General features: G+C 65.7%; 19 protein-coding genes. 14 read left to right on the top strand and 5 right to left on the bottom strand.

Annotated features, from left to right (window positions below; translation table 11 throughout):
* Nucleotides 1–88 precede the first annotated feature (88 nt).
* The 3 genes from mobA to U5A52_RS21475 all read right to left on the bottom strand — a co-directional run bounded on the left by mobA (nt 89) and on the right by U5A52_RS21475 (nt 5,267).
* Entirely contained in the window at nt 89–712 is a 624-nt protein-coding gene (mobA, locus tag U5A52_RS21485) for a molybdenum cofactor guanylyltransferase MobA (RefSeq protein ID WP_321912558.1), read from the bottom strand.
* Nucleotides 713–728: 16 nt separating this feature from the next.
* The gene (gene moaA / locus U5A52_RS21480) at nt 729–1,850 is read right to left on the bottom strand and encodes a GTP 3',8-cyclase MoaA (protein WP_321936111.1); all 1,122 of its coding nucleotides are present in this window, start codon (nt 1,848–1,850) and stop codon (nt 729–731) included.
* Between the two features lie 162 nt (nt 1,851–2,012).
* Complete coding sequence (locus U5A52_RS21475; RefSeq protein ID WP_321936110.1) at nt 2,013–5,267, bottom strand: Rne/Rng family ribonuclease; 3,255 nt, start codon at nt 5,265–5,267, stop codon at nt 2,013–2,015.
* 860 nt (nt 5,268–6,127) lie between these two features.
* Between U5A52_RS21475 and U5A52_RS21470 the strand changes: the two genes are divergently transcribed.
* Genes U5A52_RS21470 through U5A52_RS21455 form a run of 4 tightly spaced genes read left to right on the top strand, consistent with a single transcriptional unit; the run spans nt 6,128 to nt 9,306 of the window.
* Nucleotides 6,128–7,177: an RluA family pseudouridine synthase gene (locus U5A52_RS21470; protein ID WP_321936109.1), complete on the top strand. Its 1,050-nt coding sequence runs from the start codon at nt 6,128–6,130 to the stop codon at nt 7,175–7,177.
* Nucleotides 7,178–7,210: 33 nt separating this feature from the next.
* Nucleotides 7,211–7,870 (top strand): HAD-IIIA family hydrolase, encoded by a 660-nt coding sequence (locus U5A52_RS21465; RefSeq protein ID WP_321936108.1) that lies wholly within the window; start codon nt 7,211–7,213, stop codon nt 7,868–7,870.
* Nucleotides 7,867–8,271 carry a Rieske (2Fe-2S) protein gene (locus U5A52_RS21460; RefSeq protein WP_321912552.1) on the top strand — a complete coding sequence of 135 codons (405 nt, stop codon included), beginning with the start codon at nt 7,867–7,869 and terminating at the stop codon, nt 8,269–8,271. Before U5A52_RS21465 ends, U5A52_RS21460 begins: the two co-directional genes overlap by 4 nt.
* 30 nt (nt 8,272–8,301) lie before the next feature.
* Nucleotides 8,302–9,306: a S49 family peptidase gene (locus U5A52_RS21455; protein WP_321912551.1), complete on the top strand. Its 1,005-nt coding sequence runs from the start codon at nt 8,302–8,304 to the stop codon at nt 9,304–9,306.
* 99 nt (nt 9,307–9,405) lie between these two features.
* Here U5A52_RS21455 and U5A52_RS21450 read toward each other — a convergent pair whose 3' ends face one another.
* Entirely contained in the window at nt 9,406–10,128 is a 723-nt protein-coding gene (locus U5A52_RS21450) for an SAM-dependent methyltransferase (RefSeq protein WP_321912549.1), read from the bottom strand.
* The gene (locus U5A52_RS21445; RefSeq protein WP_321912547.1) at nt 10,125–10,763 is read right to left on the bottom strand and encodes a Maf-like protein; all 639 of its coding nucleotides are present in this window, start codon (nt 10,761–10,763) and stop codon (nt 10,125–10,127) included. Before U5A52_RS21445 ends, U5A52_RS21450 begins: the two co-directional genes overlap by 4 nt.
* A 367-nt stretch (nt 10,764–11,130) precedes the next feature.
* On the opposite strand from U5A52_RS21445, the gene U5A52_RS21440 reads away from it, so the two are divergent.
* The 10 genes from U5A52_RS21440 to rpoE all read left to right on the top strand — a co-directional run bounded on the left by U5A52_RS21440 (nt 11,131) and on the right by rpoE (nt 19,241).
* Nucleotides 11,131–11,772 (top strand): DUF177 domain-containing protein, encoded by a 642-nt coding sequence (locus tag U5A52_RS21440; RefSeq protein ID WP_321912545.1) that lies wholly within the window; start codon nt 11,131–11,133, stop codon nt 11,770–11,772.
* 135 nt (nt 11,773–11,907) lie between these two features.
* Entirely contained in the window at nt 11,908–12,087 is a 180-nt protein-coding gene (gene rpmF / locus U5A52_RS21435) for a 50S ribosomal protein L32 (protein ID WP_018441573.1), read from the top strand.
* Between the two features lie 135 nt (nt 12,088–12,222).
* Nucleotides 12,223–13,362, top strand: coding sequence for a phosphate acyltransferase PlsX (plsX, locus tag U5A52_RS21430; RefSeq protein WP_201698203.1), 1,140 nt, complete (start codon nt 12,223–12,225; stop codon nt 13,360–13,362).
* Nucleotides 13,362–14,351: a beta-ketoacyl-ACP synthase III gene (locus tag U5A52_RS21425; protein ID WP_321912544.1), complete on the top strand. Its 990-nt coding sequence runs from the start codon at nt 13,362–13,364 to the stop codon at nt 14,349–14,351. Before plsX ends, U5A52_RS21425 begins: the two co-directional genes overlap by 1 nt.
* 124 nt (nt 14,352–14,475) lie before the next feature.
* Nucleotides 14,476–15,414 carry an ACP S-malonyltransferase gene (gene fabD / locus U5A52_RS21420; protein ID WP_321912542.1) on the top strand — a complete coding sequence of 313 codons (939 nt, stop codon included), beginning with the start codon at nt 14,476–14,478 and terminating at the stop codon, nt 15,412–15,414.
* Between the two features lie 34 nt (nt 15,415–15,448).
* Nucleotides 15,449–16,198 (top strand): 3-oxoacyl-ACP reductase FabG, encoded by a 750-nt coding sequence (gene fabG / locus U5A52_RS21415; RefSeq protein WP_321936107.1) that lies wholly within the window; start codon nt 15,449–15,451, stop codon nt 16,196–16,198.
* A 167-nt stretch (nt 16,199–16,365) separates the two neighbouring features.
* Entirely contained in the window at nt 16,366–16,605 is a 240-nt protein-coding gene (gene acpP / locus U5A52_RS21410) for an acyl carrier protein (RefSeq protein ID WP_004197638.1), read from the top strand.
* A gap of 190 nt (nt 16,606–16,795) precedes the next feature.
* Nucleotides 16,796–18,037, top strand: a complete 1,242-nt coding sequence (fabF, locus tag U5A52_RS21405; protein ID WP_321936106.1) for a beta-ketoacyl-ACP synthase II — start codon at nt 16,796–16,798, stop codon at nt 18,035–18,037.
* Nucleotides 18,034–18,528, top strand: a complete 495-nt coding sequence (locus U5A52_RS21400; protein WP_321936105.1) for a protein YgfX — start codon at nt 18,034–18,036, stop codon at nt 18,526–18,528. Before fabF ends, U5A52_RS21400 begins: the two co-directional genes overlap by 4 nt.
* Nucleotides 18,529–18,641: 113 nt before the next feature.
* Nucleotides 18,642–19,241 carry an RNA polymerase sigma factor RpoE gene (gene rpoE, locus U5A52_RS21395; protein WP_158758258.1) on the top strand — a complete coding sequence of 200 codons (600 nt, stop codon included), beginning with the start codon at nt 18,642–18,644 and terminating at the stop codon, nt 19,239–19,241.
* Nucleotides 19,242–19,321: the final 80 nt, after the last annotated feature.

Genomic DNA, 19,321 nt, shown 5'->3' with positions numbered 1-19,321 from the left:
GTGGCACGGCCTGTGCGGCGATCGTCCAGGCGGGCGTGCCGGCCGTGTGCCGGGGACGGCGGCTGGCCGGGCGCCGCCCGATTGCAATTCAGGCGCGTTCGAGTTCGGCCAGTTCCTGTAAGGAATTGATATTGTAAAACGCACGTTCATCGGCAAAGGCGACTTCGGCGGCCGTGTGGCGCGCGTACCACGCACGCACCTTGCGCTCGCCGGCAGCCAGAAAGGCCGCGAGGTCGTCGGCGAGCGCGGTGCGCACGAGTGCGAAGACAGGGTGCAGCGAGACCTCGCCTGCTGCATTCGTCGTGGTCGCGGTCACGATGTCCGCTTGCCGTGCCAACGCGGCGTGGCTCAGGCGCTCGGCGAGATCGGCTGGCAGCCAGGGCGAGTCGCAGGGCGCCGTGAGGAGCCAGTCGGTTTGCGCCGCGCGCAGTCCGGCGAGCAGCCCCGCGAGCGGGCCGGGGAAGTCGGGCAGCGTGTCGGCGAGCACGCGGGCTTGCCATGGCGCGCCAAGTGCCGCGTAGGCGTCGCCGTTGCGGTTCGCGCTGATCGCGAGAGCGCCCACCTGCGGAGCGAGGCGCTCAAGAACGTGGGCCGCGAGCGGCCTGCCGTGCAGCATCTGCAAACCTTTGTCGGCGCCGCCCATGCGCTGGCCGCGCCCGCCCGCGAGCACGAGGCCCGTGATCGATCCGGTGGCAATGATGCTGGCGCTCATCGGCGTCGCTGGCGTCTCAGCCGCCGATGTAGGACATTTCGATGCGCCGCTCTTCGGCGGAACCCGGCGCCTGCGCGCTCCCTCGCAATTGCGAGTAGCGGTCGGCGCGGCCTTCCCACACCTGCGCGATGGCGCCGGAGATCGCCGTGTCGGTGGCGCCGTTGCGCAACAGCGCGCGCAGGTCGTAGCCCATCGAGGCAAAAAGGCACAGGTACAGCTTGCCTTCGGTCGAAAGGCGCGCGCGCGTGCAGTCGCCGCAGAACGCGCGAGTCACGCTGGAGATCGCGCCGATCTCGCCCGCGCCGTCCGCGTAGCCCCAGCGTTGCGCTGTTTCGGCGGCAGTGTGGGGCTCCAGCGGCACGAGCGGCCACTGCTCGGCAATCCGCGCGACGACCTCGGCCGAAGGCAGCACTTCGGCCATGTTCCAGCCGTTCGAGGTGCCCACGTCCATGTACTCGATGAAGCGCAGCGTCACGCCCGTGCTGCGGAAATGCCGCGCAAGCGGCACGATCTCGCCATCGTTCGTGCCGCGCTTGACGACCATGTTGACCTTGATCGGCGCGAGACCCACGGCTTGGGCCGCCTCGATGCCGTCGAGCACGTCGGCCACTGCGAAGTCGGCGTCGTTCATGCGGCGAAAGAGGGCGTCGTCGAGGGCGTCGAGGCTCACCGTCACGCGCGTGAGGCCGGCGTCGCGCAGGGCGCGCGCCTTGCGCGCAAGCAGCGAGCCATTGGTGGTGAGCGTGATGTCGAGCGCCTCGCCGTCGGGCGTGCGCAGCGCGGCGAGGCGCTCGATCAGGAATTCGATGTTCTTGCGCAGCAGCGGCTCACCGCCCGTGAGGCGGATCTTGGTGACGCCGTGCGCGACGAAAAGCCGCGCGAGCCGCTCGATTTCTTCGAGCGAGAGCAGCGCGGAATGGGGCAGAAACGGGTAGTCCTTGTCGAACACCGCACGCGGCATGCAGTACACGCAACGGAAATTGCAGCGGTCGGTGACCGAGATGCGCAGGTCGCGCAGGGGTCTGGCGAGCGCGTCGAAGACCGCGCCAGACGGCGCGCGCACGGTCCCCGCAGCCTGACCGGGCAATGCCGGCGGCAGCGATCGAACATCGGCAACGGGGATGATGCGTCTTGTCATGGTCTCTTCGTTCTCGCGTTGTTTCGATTTTAGCCGAACCCGCGCGCACCGGCAGACGAGGGAGAACGCTGATATATCAAAAAAAAGCCCGCCGGGAAGGGCGGGCTCTTCGGGGCGCGCCGGACTCAAGGCCCGGCGCGCGGCCAGTTGCGCTTGCGGCGCTTACGGCTGACGCGAGGTTTCGACCTGCTGCATCGGCGCGCTGTCGACCGGCGGCAGCGGCTTGCGCTCGCGCGGCGCGCGCGCAGGCTTCACTAGCTGCGCGGCGGCTTGCTGGGCGGCGCGCAGCTTGTCGGCGTCGGTGTTGACCCAGACGAGACCCGCCGATTCCAGCATCGGGCGCAGCGTGTCCGCGGCGGCCTGAGCGGTCGAGGGTGCCACTGCTGCGACCGGGGCCGGTTGCTCTGCGGCCGGCTCAGGGATCGCGACGACCGCCGGAGCAGCGGCTACCACTTCTTGCACCGGCTCCGGTTGCGCGGCGGGCGCTGCCGACAGCACTTCGGTCTGCGGGGCTTCGACGCGGTCTTCACGCACGACGACAGGCTGAGTCTCGGCCTGGACCGGCTCGGCGGGGGCTGCCGGCGCGACCTGTTCGTCCGCTGCGGCAGGCGCCACAGGGGCGGCAGGCGCCACCGGTGCCACCACTGCTGCGGGTTCCTCGGCCTTCGGCTCGACCACGTGCGCGGTTTCGACGTTCACCGGTGCGGCTTCGGCCGGGGCCGGAGCCTGCTCTGCAGCGGGCGCAACGGTTTCGACCTGCGTAGTCGTCACGGCGGCGGAAACGTGAGCGGCTTCAGCGACAACGGCTGCGGCCGGCAGTGCGGTCACGACAGTCTCGACCACAGCTTCGGTGCGTGTTTCCACGACCGGCGCTTCGTGCACTTGCGCAGCAACGGCAGGCTGCTCGATGGCCGGTTGAGCCGGTGCGGCTTCCTCTTCGCCTTCCGGCGCGTCCGCGCCCGGCGTGAGGCCTGCTGCATCCGTCTCGCGCTCGCGGCGACCACCGCGGCGGCCACGACGGCGACGGCGGCGTTCTTCGCCTTCACGCGGTACGCCTTCTTCGTCGACACCCGCGCTCATCCCTTCGGGCAGCTCTTCCGTCTGCGGCGCTTCGACGCCTTCGGTGCCTGCCGATGCGGCGTCAAGACGCGCTTCCTGGGCCTCCGCGGCCTCGGCTTGCTGACGGCGACGCTGCTCGTTGCGTTCACCGCGCTCGCCGCGTTCACCACGTTCACGTCGCTCGCCACGTTCCTGGCGCTCGCCGCGTGCGGCGCCGGCTTCCGCCGTCACATCGCTACGGTCCTGGCCGCGCTCGACGCGCTCGATGCGCTGTTCGCGCTCGCCGCGTGCTTCGCGGCTTTCACGCGGTTCACGTTGCTCACGCGGTTCACGCGGTTCACGCGGTTCACGCGGTTCACGCGGCTCGCGGGCGCCACGACCTTCGCGTGCTTCACGCGGTTCACGTTGCTCGCGCGGTTCGCGTTCCTCACGGCGTCCAGCCTGCTGGCCGGTGCGTGCGCCGCCTGCGCCTTCGCCGCGGCCAGCCGCGTCGCGGCCGCCGGTGCGGCGATTGCGGTTACGGTCGCCGCCGCTCTTCTCGCCGCGCTCGGTACGCGCTTCGCGGGTCGGACGGGTTGCCTTTTCGGGTTGAGCGGCCGGTGCCGGTGCGGGTGCCGCAGCCGGCGCGCCGAAGAGGCGCTTGACCCAGCCGAAGAAGCCGCCGCCCGCGGGCGTGACGGCCACTTGCGCAGCGACGGGCGCGACTTCGGCAGTCTTGACCGGTGCGCTCGGCGCCGGACGCTCCGGCGTGATGCCCTTCACCGCGGCTTCCTGCTTGGGCTTGGCTTCGGCGGTGCGCTTGCTGTAGCCGGTTTCCGACTCGAGTTCGCGAGCCGCTTCCTCGGCCATCTTCCACGAAGCGCGCGGATCGTCGAGGCGCGCATCGTCGTGACGCAGGCGCTCGAGCTTGTAATGCGGCGTTTCGAGGTGCTTGTTCGGGATCAGAACGACGCCAACCTTGAAGCGCGACTCGATCTTGTTGATTTCCGAGCGCTTCTCGTTGAGCAGGAAGGCGGTCACTTCGACCGGCACCTGGCAATGAATTGCCGCGGTGTGTTCCTTCATCGCCTCTTCCTGGATGATGCGCAGGACCTGAAGCGCCGACGATTCCGTGTCGCGGATGTGACCCGTGCCGTTACAGCGCGGACAGGTGACGTGGCTGCCTTCCGAGAGGGCGGGGCGCAGACGCTGGCGCGACAGCTCCATCAGGCCGAAGCGCGAGATCTTGCCCATCTGCACGCGCGCGCGGTCATGGCGCAGCGCGTCCTTCAGACGTTGCTCGACTTCACGCTGGCTCTTGGCCGACTCCATGTCGATGAAGTCGATCACGATCAGGCCGCCGAGGTCGCGCAGACGCAGCTGGCGCGCCACTTCGTCGGCAGCTTCGAGGTTGGTGCGCGCGGCAGTTTCCTCGATGTCGGCGCCCTTGGTGGCGCGCGCCGAGTTCACGTCGATGGCCACCAGTGCTTCGGTGTGGTCGATCACGATCGCGCCGCCCGAGGGCAGCGGCACCGTGCGCGAATACGCCGTCTCGATCTGGTGCTCGATCTGGAAGCGCGAGAAAAGCGGTACGTCGTCGTGATACCGCTTCACCTTATTGACATTGTCCGGCATCACGATATCCATGAAGGCGCGTGCCTGGTCATAGATCTCGGTGGTGTCGATGAGGATTTCGCCGATGTCGGGCTGGAAGTAGTCGCGGATCGCGCGAATGACGAGGCTCGATTCCAGGTAGATCAGCATGGGCTGACCGGACTGGCCGGCCTGCGACGCGGCTTCGATGGCGCGCCACAGTTGCAGCAGGTAGTTCAGGTCCCACTGGAGCTCTTCGGCGGAGCGGCCGATGCCGGCCGTGCGCGCGATGATGCTCATGCCGTCCGGCAGTTGCAGCTGCGCCATGGTTTCGCGCAGTTCCTGACGGTCGTCACCCTCGATGCGGCGCGAGACGCCGCCGCCGCGCGGGTTGTTCGGCATGAGGACGAGGTAGCGGCCGGCGAGCGAGATGAACGTGGTGAGGGCGGCGCCCTTGTTGCCACGCTCTTCCTTCTCGACCTGGACGATCAGTTCCTGGCCTTCCTTGAGGGCGTCCTGAATGCGCGCACCGCGCATGTCGATGCCTTCGCGGAAATACTGGCGCGCGACTTCCTTGAACGGCAGGAAGCCGTGGCGGTCTTCGCCGTAGTTGACGAAACACGCTTCGAGCGAAGGCTCGATACGGGTGACGATCCCCTTGTAGATGTTGCCTTTGCGCTGTTCGCGCCCGGCGGTTTCGATGTCGATGTCGATGAGCTTCTGTCCATCGACGATGGCGACACGCAGTTCTTCCTGCTGTGTCGCGTTGAACAGCATTCGTTTCATTGAACGACTCCAGTGCGTTCGCGCGCGAGCCGCACGGTGCGCGGCGGCGACGCCAGGCAGCACGGTGCGGGCAGCGGCGAGCCGCGCCTTATTGTGTTGTCACAAGCACGCTGGAGCGGGAACGATGGCGGGGAGAATTGCCTTTTATGGGCGCCGGTCCGGCGTTGCGTTGCCGAGGACGGGGCCGCGTGGGCTCATGCGAAATACGTCTTCAAGAAGCGAAGAGACATGCCGCGGGTTCGCGACGGCAACGTTTTCCTGCGCTTCCGGTTCACCTGGCTGCCGTGGCCACATATGTGCCGATGGTTGTATTCATCGTGTGCACATCGCACTGGCCGTGACAGACGCCTGCCGCAGCGGCGAACCGCGCGCGCTTGCGACTGGATCAGGTTCGCGGCCTCTCAATCAGGGCCGCGCACGGGAAGCTTTTCAGGAACGCCCGCCTTCCCCCTCGGGGTGTCTCGCCACCTTTGACGTCGCCTTGTCCCGCACATTGCCGGGACGCTTCGGGCGCTCGCCGTATTTTCGCCACCAGCGCCTCCTTCGGCGGTCACTTCGACCGCGCGGCGGGACGCGCCGGATAAATTCTTTATACCAATGTTCCGTTACCGTCGGAGCCGCTCCTGACCGAACGTGCCTGTGGGCGCCGTCCCTGCCGGAGTGGTGATCCGTGCGTGCAACTCGTTGCTTCTCATCAAGCGGGGTGAGCAACCAGCCCCGGGCGCAAGTAAAATAACCGTTTATTGCTTGCAGCCTGCGCTCGCCGCGTGGTCCGAGTCCAGGATAACCCTCTTGGGGTTCGCAGGACATTTGGCCGTTTGGCCTACCATTGCGTCGGCGCTGGGCAAATTATATTCAGAATGAAAGGGTTAGGCAAAACATCCCAGAATCAGGTCGCAAGCGACCAGGTTTCGTTCGTCGAAATCGACGAGGGCGCGGCCGGTCAGCGCATCGACAATTTTCTCGTGCGCGTCTGTAAAGGCGTGCCGAAGAGCCACATCTATCGCATTTTGCGCAGCGGGGAAGTGCGCGTAAATAAGGGCCGGGTCGATGCGCAATATCGGCTCGCGGAAGGCGACATCGTGCGGGTTCCGCCGATTCGCACGTCGCAATCGAGCACGCCGGCCGGTGCCGCGCCGGTGCCGGCCGCCCAGTTTCCCATCATTTACGAGGACGACGCGCTGCTTGTCATCGACAAGCCCGCCGGCGTGGCCGTGCACGGCGGCAGCGGCGTGGCGTTCGGCGTGATCGAGCAGTTGCGCGAAGCGCGCCCGCAGGGCAAGTTTCTCGAACTGGTCCACCGGCTCGACCGCGAAACGTCGGGCGTGCTCATGCTCGCGAAGAAGCGCGCCGCGCTCGTCGGCCTGCATGCGCAGATGCGCGACAACCAGACCGACAAGCGCTATTTCGCCTGCGTCCACGGCGAATGGGCGAGTGACTGGGGCCGCCGGCGCGCCGTGAAGGAGCCGCTTCACAAGTATCTGACCCCGGAAGGCGAGCGCCGCGTGCGCGTGCAGCCGGACGGCATGCCCTCGCATACGGTGTTCAATCTCGTCGAGCGCTGGCCGGGTTACGCGCTGCTTGAAGCCGAGTTGAAAACAGGCCGCACGCACCAGATCCGCGTGCACCTCGCTCACCTCGGGCTGCCGATCGTCGGCGACGCGAAGTACGGCGACTTCGCGCTCAACAAGGAACTTGCACGCTCTGGCGCGCGGCCGGGCATCAAGCGCATGTTCCTGCATGCGCACCGGTTGAAGCTCGCTCACCCGATTACGGGCGCCCCGTTGCAGTTCGAGGCGCCGTTGCCGCCGGATTGCCGCGGCTTCGTCGATGCGCTGCGCGCGCAGCGCGAAAGCGGCGCTGGCGAAGACAGCGCGCCGGCCCGGCCTGGCGCGGCCCAACCCGAATGACACCGAATCTGACAGCGTTTGGAGAAGTCCTGCATGGCTCGAGAGTTATTTGATCTGATTGTGTTCGACTGGGACGGCACCCTGATGGACTCGACCGCCCATATCACGCGCAGCATCCAGGCGGCGTGCCGCGACCTCGGTCTGCCCGTGCCCGGCGACGAGGCGGCGAGCTATGTGATCGGCCTCGGCCTGCGTGAGGCGCTGCAGATTGCCGCGCCCACGCTCGATCCGGCCGACTACCCGCGGCTCGTGGAGCGCTACCGCATCCATTATTTGTTGAAGGACCAGCAGACCGAGCTGTTCGCAGGCGTACGCGAGATGCTCACGGAACTGCGCGACACCGGCTACCTGCTTGCCGTGGCGACGGGCAAGAGCCGGGTGGGGTTGAACCGCGCACTGGCGGATTCGCGGCTCACGAGCCTCTTCGACGGCACGCGCTGCGCCGACGAAACCTTCTCGAAGCCGCATCCGGCCATGCTTCAGGAACTCACACGTGAATTAGGGCAGGATCTTGATCGCACGGTGATGATCGGCGACACGACGCACGACCTGCAGATGGCGATCAACGCGGGCGCGGCGGGCGTTGGCGTCGCGTATGGCGCGCATGCGAGCGGCGCGCTCGAAAAGCTCGAGCCGCGCTTCGTCGCGCAGGACGTGGCCGCGCTTGCGCTCTGGCTGCGGGAGAACGCATGAGCGCGGCGCCGCAGGCACCGGCGGGCGAGCCCGTGCGCGTGTGCGCGGCCGAAGAACTCGCCGAGGGCGGCGAGGGGCGGCGCATGAACGCGACCTACGCGGGCGGCGACGCTGTGGTGTTCTTCGTGCGCTACGGCGGCGAGGTGTACGGCTATCTGAACCGCTGCGCGCACGTGCCGATGGAGCTCGACTGGGTCGAGGGCCAGTTCTTTGAGTCGTCGGGGCTCTATCTGATGTGCGCCACGCACGGTGCGATCTACCAGCCCGACACGGGCAAGTGCGTGGGCGGACCGTGCCGCGGCGGCCGTTTGCGCCCCGTGCAAGTCGAGGAACGCGACACGCCGGAGGGCCGTGCGGTATTCTGGCTGCCGGACGACGCTTTGCGTCCGACCCCAACCTGACCACTGACCTTCGACCCGTTATCCGCTCGCATGTCCGACAATCCGACCCCTGATTCGAACGAAGCGCCGCGCGCGGCTTCGTCAGACCGCGGCGCGTCCGCGCCTGGCTGGGAGCGCGAGGCGCTCGAACGCATCGCGCTGGCGGCGATCACCGAACAGCGTGCGGCGCGGCGCTGGCGGATCTTCTTTCGCTTTGCGTTTCTCGCGGTATTCGTGGTCATCGCGTGGGCGATCCTCGATCTTTCGGGCGCGCGCGTGGAGAGTGAAGGGCGCCATACGGCGCTCGTTTCGCTCGACGGCGAAATCGGCTCCGACACTCCCGCGAACGCCGAGGACATCATCAGCGCGCTGGACAGCGCCTTCGACGACGACGGCACTGCGGGCGTGGTTCTGCACATCGACAGCCCCGGCGGCAGCCCGGTGCAGGCCGGCATCATCAACGACGAGATCCACCGTCTGCGCACGAAGTACCCGGCCATCCCGCTGTATGTGGTGGTGGGCGACATGTGCGCTTCGGGGGGGTATTACGTCGCGGCCGCCGCCGACAAGATCTACGTCAACAAGGCGAGCATCGTGGGCTCGATCGGCGTGCTGATGGACGGTTTCGGCTTTACCGGACTCATGGACAAGCTCGGGGTTCAGCGGCGCCTGCGCACCTCCGGCGAAAACAAGGGCTTCTTCGATCCCTTTTCGCCCGATACGCCGAAAATGGACGCGCACGCCCAGGAGATGCTCGACCAGATCCACCAGCAGTTCATCGACGCCGTGAAGGCGGGCCGCGGCAAGCGCCTGAAGGACTCGCCGGACATTTTCTCGGGCCTGTTCTGGACCGGGCAGAAGAGCGTGGAACTCGGTCTCGCGGATGGCTACGGCGACACCGATTACGTGGCGCGCGAAGTCATCAAGGCGCCGGACGTCGTCGACTACACGGTCAAGCAGAGCCTCACCGACCGCGTGGCGAAGCGTGTGGGCGCGAACATCGGCTCGGCCGCCGTGCATTCGCTGCTGATGGGCGGAAAGCTGTCGGTGCACTGAGCGCTAACGGCGCTTCGATTTCCGGGCGTCCGCAAAGAAAATCGGCCGCTGCGCGAGGGTTGCGCAGCGGCCGATTCGTTTTTGCGCGGCGAGGCGCGTTCAGTTCGCGAGCAGCAGGAAAATCGCCGGCCGTTTTTGCAATTCGGGCGCGGGCTTCTTCTTCCAGTCCGACACGGCGCGGCTCACGATCGTCTCGGTGGGCAGCGTGAGATCGGCGGCGACGCACACGAGCGTGGAGGGCGCGCAGGTCGCGAGCAGGGCGTCGAGCAGCGTGCGGTTGCGATAGGGCGTTTCGATGAAGATCTGCGTCTGCTTGCCCTTGCGCGAGGTCTGCTCCAGTTCGCGTAGCTTTTTCACGCGCTCGTTCGCGTCGACGGGCAGGTAGCCGTGAAACGCGAAGCTCTGGCCGTTCAGGCCCGACGCCATCAACGCGAGCAGGATCGAACTCGGGCCTACGAGCGGCACGACCTTGATGCCGCGCTCGTGCGCGCGACGAACGAGCAGCGCGCCCGGATCGGCGACCGCCGGTACGCCCGCTTCGGACACGAGCCCCGTGTCGATGCCCGCGAGGAGCGGCGCGAGCAGCTTCTCGACTTCGCCTGCCGGCGTGTTGACGTTCAGCTCGCGGATGTCGATTTCCTGGATCGGGCGCGTCGTGCCCACGCGCTTGAGGAAGGCGCGCGTGGTCTTCGCGTTTTCGCCGATATAGCTTGCGAGCGTACCCGCGCGTTCGCGCACGGGCATGGGGAGGACCGCGTTGAGCGCGGCATCGTCGCCTTCGCCGAGCGTGTTGGGGATCAAATAGAGGGTGCCGAGGCTCATGCTTGCATCTCCAGCAGCGGATAGCCCGCGGCAAGCAGCATGCGCGTGAGCGCAATGAGCGGCAGGCCGATCAGGGCGGTGGGATCGTCCGATTCGATCGCTTCGAGCAGCGCAATGCCGAGCCCTTCCGCTTTCGCGCTGCCCGCGCAGTCGTAAGGCGTTTCGGCGCGCAGATAGGCGTCGAGCGCGGCATCGGGCAACTCGCGAAAGCGCACCTTCGTCACGATATCGACGGTATCCGTTTGGCCAGTAGCGGTGTCGAGCAGGCTCAGGGCACTATGGAACAACACGTCGCGGCCGCGCATGGCCTGCAACTGCTCGAGCGCGCGTTCGTGCGTGCCGGGCTTGCCGATCTGGCGGCCATCGAAGGTGGCAACCTGGTCAGAGCCGATCACGAGCGTGCGCGCGGCGCCGGCGGGCAGGGCGGTGGCCACGGCACGGGCCTTCGCTGCTGCGAGGCGCAGCGCCGTCGCCTCGGGCGTTTCGCCGGGGTGCGGCGTTTCGTCGATGGCGGGCACGGCAGTCTCGAAAGGAATGCGCAGACGTTCGAGCAGCTCGCGCCGGTAGCGCGAGCTGGAGGCGAGGATGAGGGCGGGGCGGCCCGTGCGCGGGGCCTGCGAGGGAGAATCCTGCATGTTCGATCGAAGTATGAAAACGGCTGCGAATATGACTGGAACGTGCGGCTGTGGTTTGGGGTTTTCGGGGTCGATTTCGTCTCGAAAACGGGGGCGGATTTCCCGCAAAACGTCGTCAAAGGCGCCCGAAAACCGCGCTCGCACAGACACTTGCGTACGCGAGCTTAAGTGTTTGACTCGCAAAGATAAAGGCGATATGATTTTGGGCTTTTCATCGGTATGCTCTCGTCGCACGTCTTGTGCGGGCGCCTGTGCCGATGGTCAATGCAGGCCAGTGCGGGCCGGTACAAGCTGGATTGCTGCGAGCCGCTGTCGGCTTTCGCGCATCGCTCGCCGGTTACCCGGGCCGTGAAGCAGGAGAGCGCACATGACCGAACATTCTGGTAAGCCTGCTGGCGCCGAACTGAATCCGCGTGACTTCGATCTCTTCGAATTCGCGCGTAGCGAGCGCGAGGCAGCGGGCGTCGTGCGCGTCTCGCAACTGCCGCGCATGTTAAACGAAGTCCCGGCCGAGGCGCCAGATCGCGATAGCGCGTTCACCTGGCAGGCTGCGGGCTTTACCCAGCAGGAATTGCAGGACAACGGCACTGAAGGGCCGCAGCCATACCTGCGCCTTGCCGTTCACGGTGGTGCGTGGCTCACGTGCCAGCGGTGCCTGGCTCCGTACGAGCAGGCATTCAATGCGGATGCGACCTTCCGTATCGTCCAGACGGAAGAAGAGGCGGACGAGTTTCCGCTCGACGACGATGAAGTCGAAGTGATCGTGGGCTCGCGCCATTTCGATCTCGTCGACTTGATCGAAGAGGAGCTGTTGCTCGCACTGCCGCTGGTGCCGAAGCACGAAGTCTGTCCGGAGATTCACGAAAGTCTCGCCTCGGGTCCCGACGGCGCGGAGGGCGTGGATTCCGTGGACGACGTGCCGGAGCAGGAAATCGAGCCGGAAGAGCGCGTCAACCCGTTTGCGGCGCTCGAATCGCTCAAGAAGGACGGTCCCGGCAGTAAGCACTAAGGTCAGCCTTAGTCGGCTGCGCGGGGCAGGCAGTACCAGACGCGTGGGCCTGAGCCCGGAGTCCGGCCACCCCCCCAAGGGTGGCGGCGGCCGGATCGGGCTGTGTTAGAATTCGGAAAATTTTCAGGAGTTATCATGGCAGTTCAACAAAACAAGAAGTCGCCGTCGAAGCGCGGTATGCACCGCTCGCACGATTTCCTCACGGGCGCGCCGCTGGCCGTCGAGCCGAGCACGGGTGAAGTGCATCTGCGTCACCACATCAGCCCGAACGGCTACTACCGCGGCAAGAAAGTCGTCAAGACCAAGAACGACTAATCGTTTCAGCGTGCGGCGCATGGCTTGCAGCCTGGCGCCGCATCTGACGATCCCGTTCGCTTGACCATATTTCGGCTCGGCAAAAAAGGCGGCATTCAACTGCCGCTTTTTTATGCCTGAAATCCGTCGCATTCCATGACTGTTACGCTCACGATAGATTGCATGGGAGGCGACCACGGCCCGTCTGTGACGGTGCCTGCCGCAGTCCATTTCGTCCGCTCGCACCCCGACGCGCATCTCATGCTCGTGGGTGTCGAGTCGGCGGTTCGCGCCCAGTTGAAAAAACTGAAGGCGGCGGACCATCCCGCGCTTACCGTCGTGCCCGCCACCGAGGTCGTCGAAATGGACGATCCGGTCGAAGTCGCCCTGCGCAAGAAAAAAGATTCGTCGATGCGCGTCGCGCTCAATCGCGTGAAAGAGGGCGAGGCGCAAGCCTGCATCTCGGCCGGCAACACCGGCGCGCTCATGGCCGTTTCGCGCTACGTGCTCAAGACGCTGCCTGGCATCGAACGTCCGGCTATCGCCTTTGCGCTGCCCAATCCGCGTGGTTACACGACGATGCTCGACCTCGGTGCGAACGTCGACTGCGAGCCGCAGCATCTGCTGCAGTTCGCAGAGATGGGCCACGCGCTCGTTGCGGCGCTCGAGGGCAAGGATCGCCCAACCATCGGGCTCCTGAATATCGGCGAAGAAGTCATCAAGGGCAATGAGACCATCAAGCGCGCCGGCGAGCTCCTGCGCGCGAGCACGCTGAACTTCCGCGGCAACGTCGAAGGCAACGACATTTACAAGGGCACCGTCGACGTCATCGTCTGTGACGGTTTCGTTGGGAATGTCGCGCTCAAGACGTCTGAGGGCCTCGCGCAGATGCTCAACGACATGATCAAGGAAGAGTTCGGCCGCTCGTGGCTCACCAAGCTCATGGCAATTGCCGCTCTGCCCGTGCTGATGCGCTTCAAGAAGCGCGTGGACCATCGCCAGTACAACGGCGCGGCGCTGCTGGGCTTGAAGAGCCTCGTCATCAAGAGTCACGGCTCGGCCGATGCCTACGCGTTTGAGTGTGCGATCAATCGCGGGTATGATGCCGTCAAAAATGGCGTGCTGGAGCGCCTTGCGCGCGCCATGGAAGAAAACGCCGGTTCGCTCGAACAGGCGGCAGACGAGCCCGGCGGCGCCCAGAATGTGCAAGCCGCGCAGGCGGGGCAGGCGACTAGCGCGCCCAGCCAGGCAGCGGGCGAAGTACCGCCCGGCGCCGCATCATCCTCGAAGGCATAATGGCTCAATCGACTCTCTATTCCCGCGTGATCGGCACGGGCAGTTACCTTCCGCCTGATCGCGTCACCAACCAGGAACTGGCCGAACGGCTCGCCGCAAAAGGCGTCGAGACGAGCGACGAGTGGATCGTGGCCCGCACGGGCATTCACGCGCGCCACTTCGCCGCGCCCGACGTCACGACGAGCGATCTCGCGCTTGCGGCGTCGCAGCGCGCGATCGCGGCGGCCGATGTCGATCCGCAGTCGATCGACCTCATCATCGTCGCCACTTCCACGCCCGATTTCGTGTTTCCGAGCACGGCCTGCCTGTTGCAGAACAAGCTCGGCATCCGCAATCACGGTGCGGCGTTCGACGTGCAGGCTGTGTGTTCGGGCTTCGCGTACGCCGTTTCGGTGGCCGACAGCCTGATCCGCAGCGGCCAGCACCGCACGGCGCTCGTGGTCGGTGCGGAGACCTTCTCGCGTATTCTCGACTTCAATGACCGCACCACCTGCGTGCTGTTCGGCGACGGCGCCGGCGCGATCGTGCTGCAGGCGTCGAACGAACCGGGCGTGCTGTCGAGCGCGCTGCACGCCGACGGCAGCTACGCGCACATCCTGTGCACGCCGGGTAACGTGCATGGCGGCGTGATCGCGGGCAACGCGTTCCTGCACATGGACGGCCAGGCGGTGTTCAAGCTTGCTGTGAACGTGCTCGAAAAGGTCGCGATCGAGGCGCTCGACAAGGCGCAGCTCACCGCCGACCAGGTCGACTGGCTGATTCCGCACCAGGCCAACATCCGCATCATGCAGGGCACCTGCCGCAAGCTCGGCCTGCCCGCCGAGCGCATGGTGGTGACGGTGGGCGAGCATGGCAACACCTCGGCGGCCTCGATTCCGCTCGCTTTCGACGTCGCGGTGCGCGACGGCCGCATCAAGCGCGGCCAGAACGTGCTGATCGAAGGCGTGGGCGGCGGCTTCACCTGGGGCGCTTCCGTCATCCGCTTCTAAGCATCCTGAGCGGGCTTTCGCGCTCCCGCAGCCGGGCTGTGCGCACGACATGCACGTTGTGCGCAGCCGGCGGCGGTTCATCCGAGCGCATTGCCCACCCGTATTGAACGAATTTGGGGACGTTATGAAATTCGCGTTCGTTTTTCCCGGACAAGGCTCGCAGGCCGTCGGCATGCTCGACGCCTTCGCCGATAACGCCATCGTGCGCGAGACGCTGCAAGAAGCGTCCGACGCGCTCGGCCAGGACCTCGGCAAGCTGATCGCCGAAGGCCCCGCTGAAGAGCTCAACCTCACCACCAACACCCAGCCGGTCATGCTCACCGCCGCCTACGCCGTGTATCGCGCGTGGCAACAGGCGGGCGGCCCGGCGCCGGCGATCGTCGCGGGCCACAGCCTCGGCGAATACACGGCGCTCGTCGCCGCCGGCGTGCTCGCGTTCCGCGACGCCGTGCCGCTCGTGCGCTTTCGCGCCCAGGCCATGCAAAGCGCGGTGCCGGTGGGCGAGGGCGGCATGGCCGCCGTGCTCGGCCTCGACGACGACACGGTGCGTGCAGTCTGCGCCGAAGCCGCGGCTGCAAGCGGCGGCGTGGTCGAAGCCGTGAACTTCAACGCGCCGGCGCAAGTCGTGATCGCGGGCCACAAGGGCGCGGTCGAGAAGGCCTGCGAAGTCGCCAAGGGCAAGGGCGCCAAGCGCGCGCTGCCGCTGCCGGTTTCGGCGCCGTTCCACTCGTCGCTGCTCAAGCCCGCCTCGGATCAGTTGCGCGACTACCTCGCGAGCGTCACGCTGAACGCGCCGCAAATTCCCGTGGTGAACAACGTCGACGTGGCCTTCGAAACCGATCCTGCGAAGATCCGCGACGCGCTCGTGCGTCAGGCCGCGGGCGCGGTGCGCTGGGTCGAGTGTGTGCAGGCCATCGCCGCGCAAGGCGCGACGCACGTGGTCGAATGTGGTCCGGGCAAGGTGCTCGCGGGCCTCACCAAGCGTATCGACGGCAACCTGGTCGGCGCCTCGGTGCTCGATCCGAAGTCGCTCGACGAAGCGCTCGCGCTTCTGAAGGCCTAAGCGCCTACGTCACCACCGCTAACGGATTCAAACGATGGAAAAGACTCTCGACAATCAAGCCGCAATCGTGACCGGCGCCACGCGTGGCATCGGCCGCGCGATCGCGCTGGAACTGGCGCGCCAGGGCGCGACGGTGATCGGTACGGCCACGAGCGAAGCCGGCGCGCAGGCGATTTCGGCCGCTTTCGAAGAAGCGGGCCTGAAGGGCCGCGGCGCCGTGCTCAACGTGAACGACGCCGCGGCGGCAGAAGCGCTCATCGACGCAACGGTCAAGGAATTCGGCGGTCTTGCGATCCTCGTGAACAATGCGGGCATCACGCAGGACAACCTGGCGATGCGCATGAAGGACGACGAATGGGATGCGGTCATCGACACGAACCTGAAGTCGGTGTTCCGCCTCTCGCGCGCCGTGCTGCGCCCGATGATGAAGGCCAAGGGCGGCCGCATCATCAACATCACGTCGGTGGTGGGCTCGTCGGGCAACCCGGGTCAGGCCAACTACGCGGCCGCGAAGGCCGGCGTGGCGGGCATGACGCGCGCGCTTGCACGCGAGATCGGCAGCCGCGGCATTACCGTGAACTGCGTCGCGCCGGGTTTCATCGACACCGACATGACGAAGGACCTGCCGGCTGAGCAGCAAGCCGCGCTCAAGCAGCAGATTCCGCTGGGCCGCCTTGGCAGCCCGGACGACATCGCGCACGCGGTCGCGTTCCTCGCGTCGCCGCAGGCGGCCTATATCACGGGCACGACGTTGCACGTGAACGGCGGCATGTATATGTCTTAACCGGATTCAGGTACTATCCGCGCCTTGATGCGCTTGTGTAAAAACCTTGCTCAAGCGCCGTCGCGGATAGCCTTCCGGAACCTTGAGCGCCGCTTTTCAGCCAGGTCAAACCTGATAAAATGCGCGCACTCGCATTCATGAGCTAACTTTTTTCCCTTGGAGGGGTAATGGACAACATCGAACAGCGCGTCAAGAAGATCGTCGCCGAGCAACTGGGCGTCGCCGAAGCTGAAATCAAGAACGAAGCTTCGTTCGTGAACGATCTGGGCGCCGACTCGCTCGACACCGTTGAACTGGTCATGGCTCTGGAAGACGAGTTCGGCATGGAAATCCCGGACGAGGAAGCCGAGAAGATCACGACGGTTCAGCAAGCGATCGACTACGCTCGCGCGAACGTCAAGGCCTAAGCGCCCGATTCCCGCCTGGGCCGCGCAACGCTTGCGCTGGCGGCCCGCGAGGACGCTCGCCCGTGAAACCGCATACGCCTGCCGCACTCGCTGCGGGGCATCTGCTGGTCAACTAGCCACAGGGCTCACAGGAGCATTTCCTGTGGCCTCTGTGGCTTTTGTTTTTGTCATCTATGGATAAGGGGTTACCGTGAGCCGTCGTCGAGTTGTTGTTACAGGCCTGGGGCTGATTTCGCCTGTTGGCAATAATGTTGCCGACGGCTGGGCCAATCTGGTCGCCGGGAAGTCCGGCATCGCCAACATCACGAAGTTCGACGCGACGAACTTCTCGACCCGTTTTGCCGGCGAAGTGAAGGGCTTCAACGTTGAAGACTACATGCCGGCGAAAGAAGCGCGCCATATGGATACGTTCATCCATTACGGCATCGCTGCGGGCATGCAGGCGATCCAGGACAGCGGTCTCGAAGTCACTGAAGCGAACGCGGAGCGCATCGGCGTGAACGTCGGCTCGGGCATCGGCGGCCTGCCGATGATCGAAGTCACGCAAACCGAACTGCTCAACCGCGGTCCGCGCCGCATCTCGCCGTTCTTCGTGCCTGCCTCGATCATCAACATGATCTCGGGCCATCTGTCGATCAAGTACGGCCTCAAGGGCCCGAATCTGGCAATGGTCACGGCTTGCACGACCGGCTTGCACTGCATTGGTGAAGCGTCGCGTCTGATCGAATACGGCGACTGCGACGTGATGATTGCGGGCGGCGCGGAATCGACCGTTTCGCCGCTGGGCATCGGCGGCTTCGCGGCCGCGCGTGCGCTCTCGCAGCGCAACGACGATCCGGCAACGGCGAGCCGTCCGTGGGACAAGGACCGTGACGGTTTCGTGCTCGGCGAAGGCGCAGGCGTGATGGTGCTCGAAGAGTACGAACACGCGAAGGCGCGCGGCGCAAAGATCTACGCGGAAATCGGCGGCTACGGCATGAGCGGCGATGCGTATCACATGACCGCTCCGCTCGAAGACGGCGACGGTGCGCGCCGCTGCATGCAATACGCGATGCGCAACGCCGGCGTGAACCCGGGCGAAGTGAACTGGGTCAGCGCGCACGGCACCTCGACGCCGCTCGGCGACATCGCGGAAACTACCGCGATCAAGCGCGCGTTCGGCGACCACGCGAAGGAACTCGTCGTGAACTCGACCAAGTCGATGACGGGCCACCTGCTGGGTGGCGCGGGCGGTCTGGAGTCGGTGTTCACGGTGCTAGCCGTGCACAACCAGGTGTCGCCGCCGACGATCAACATCTTCAACCAGGATCCGGCATGTGACCTGGACTACTGCGCGAATACCGCGCGGGACATGAAGATTGACGTCGCGCTGAAGAACTCGTTCGGGTTCGGCGGCACGAACGGCACGCTCGTCTTCAAGCGTCACGCTTGATTCCGCAAGACGAGACAGCGGCCGCGCCGAACCCTTCGGCCGGCCGCGTTCCGGCTTTCCCCTCGCGGCGCTCGCTCGCGCCGCTTCTTTCCCTGCGTCCCTCTCTCGCGCTGCAACTGCTCGTTGCCTTGGGCCTGAGCGTGGCCACAGCCGCCGTCTACGCGGCGCTTGCGCCATGGCTCGGCGGCTGGCAAGCGTTGCCTGTCACGCTGGCGTTCCTCGCGACCGCTGGTCTCGTGGCTGCGGCGTGGCGTCGCAAGCAACCGGCATTCATCGAAATCGGGTCAGATTACCTGGCGGCGTATTCACGCGATGGCGCCTGCCTTGCGGCCGGGCGCCTTGCCGGTGCGGCGCAATGGGGTACATGGCTGCTCGCACTCGTCGTGGAGCAGGGTGCACGCCGCGCGACGATTCTCGTTGCCGCCGATGCTGTTGCCGCGGATACCTTCCGTACGCTCGCCGTGCGCGCGCGCAGCGCGGCCGGCCGCTGAGCTTCCCTTCGCTGTAAAGCTTGTAACCGCTGTTACTCGCATAACGTGAGACCGTGGCGAGGACGCTACAATGGTGCCCCCATGTCTCCTTCATGTGCTAACGGATTTTTCAGGTGAGCGAAAAAGAAATTGATCAGGTTCTGGTCGAGCGCGTGCAACAAGGCGACAAGGCCGCGTTCGAGCTCCTGGTCTCGAAATACCACCGCAAGATCATCCGGCTGATCTCGCGCCTCGTGCGGGACCCCGCCGAGGTCGAGGACGTGGCCCAGGACGCCTTCATCAAGGCTTACCGCGCACTACCGCAGTTTCGTGGCGAATCGGCTTTCTATACGTGGTTGTACCGGATTGCTGTCAATACGGCGAAGAACTACCTTGCGACCCAGGGAAGACGCGCGCCGACTTCTACTGAGGCAGATGCAGAAGAAGCGGAAACTTTCTCGGACGCCGATCAACTAAGGGATATCAATACGCCCGAGTCGATGTTGATGAGCAAGCAGATCGCACAGACGGTCAATGCTGCGATGGCGGTTTTACCGGAAGAGCTGCGCACCGCCATTACGCTTCGGGAAATAGAAGGCCTAAGCTACGAAGAGATCGCCGAAATGATGGGGTGCCCGATCGGCACCGTCAGATCGAGAATTTTCCGCGCTCGGGAAGCCATTGCGGCAAAATTGCGTCCGCTGCTGGACACTCCGGAAGGCAAGCGCTGGTAAGAAGAACAACCAGTTTCGCCCCGGGCGGCGACGCGATTCATCAGAATGAGTAGGTGTCACCAGGGACGTCTGTCAGGAAA

Origin of the sequence: Paraburkholderia sp. J8-2 (assembly GCF_905220195.1) — a bacterium.
GTDB lineage: Bacteria > Pseudomonadota > Gammaproteobacteria > Burkholderiales > Burkholderiaceae > Paraburkholderia.
The sequence above is the reverse complement of the archived record's forward strand: the minus strand, read 5'-3'. Positions and strand labels throughout refer to the sequence as shown.

Coding starts and splice junctions, on each gene's coding strand:
- rpmF (WP_018441573.1), top strand. CDS start 11,908: ATGGCAGTTCAACAAAACAAGAAGTCGCCGTCGAAGCGCGGTATGCAC.
- fabG (WP_321936107.1), top strand. CDS start 15,449: ATGGAAAAGACTCTCGACAATCAAGCCGCAATCGTGACCGGCGCCACG.
- U5A52_RS21475 (WP_321936110.1), bottom strand. CDS start 5,267: ATGAAACGAATGCTGTTCAACGCGACACAGCAGGAAGAACTGCGTGTC.
- U5A52_RS21465 (WP_321936108.1), top strand. CDS start 7,211: ATGGCTCGAGAGTTATTTGATCTGATTGTGTTCGACTGGGACGGCACC.
- U5A52_RS21440 (WP_321912545.1), top strand. CDS start 11,131: ATGACCGAACATTCTGGTAAGCCTGCTGGCGCCGAACTGAATCCGCGT.
- U5A52_RS21470 (WP_321936109.1), top strand. CDS start 6,128: ATGAAAGGGTTAGGCAAAACATCCCAGAATCAGGTCGCAAGCGACCAG.
- moaA (WP_321936111.1), bottom strand. CDS start 1,850: ATGACAAGACGCATCATCCCCGTTGCCGATGTTCGATCGCTGCCGCCG.
- U5A52_RS21445 (WP_321912547.1), bottom strand. CDS start 10,763: ATGCAGGATTCTCCCTCGCAGGCCCCGCGCACGGGCCGCCCCGCCCTC.
- acpP (WP_004197638.1), top strand. CDS start 16,366: ATGGACAACATCGAACAGCGCGTCAAGAAGATCGTCGCCGAGCAACTG.
- plsX (WP_201698203.1), top strand. CDS start 12,223: ATGACTGTTACGCTCACGATAGATTGCATGGGAGGCGACCACGGCCCG.
- U5A52_RS21455 (WP_321912551.1), top strand. CDS start 8,302: ATGTCCGACAATCCGACCCCTGATTCGAACGAAGCGCCGCGCGCGGCT.
- U5A52_RS21425 (WP_321912544.1), top strand. CDS start 13,362: ATGGCTCAATCGACTCTCTATTCCCGCGTGATCGGCACGGGCAGTTAC.
- U5A52_RS21460 (WP_321912552.1), top strand. CDS start 7,867: ATGAGCGCGGCGCCGCAGGCACCGGCGGGCGAGCCCGTGCGCGTGTGC.
- fabD (WP_321912542.1), top strand. CDS start 14,476: ATGAAATTCGCGTTCGTTTTTCCCGGACAAGGCTCGCAGGCCGTCGGC.
- mobA (WP_321912558.1), bottom strand. CDS start 712: ATGAGCGCCAGCATCATTGCCACCGGATCGATCACGGGCCTCGTGCTC.
- U5A52_RS21450 (WP_321912549.1), bottom strand. CDS start 10,128: ATGAGCCTCGGCACCCTCTATTTGATCCCCAACACGCTCGGCGAAGGC.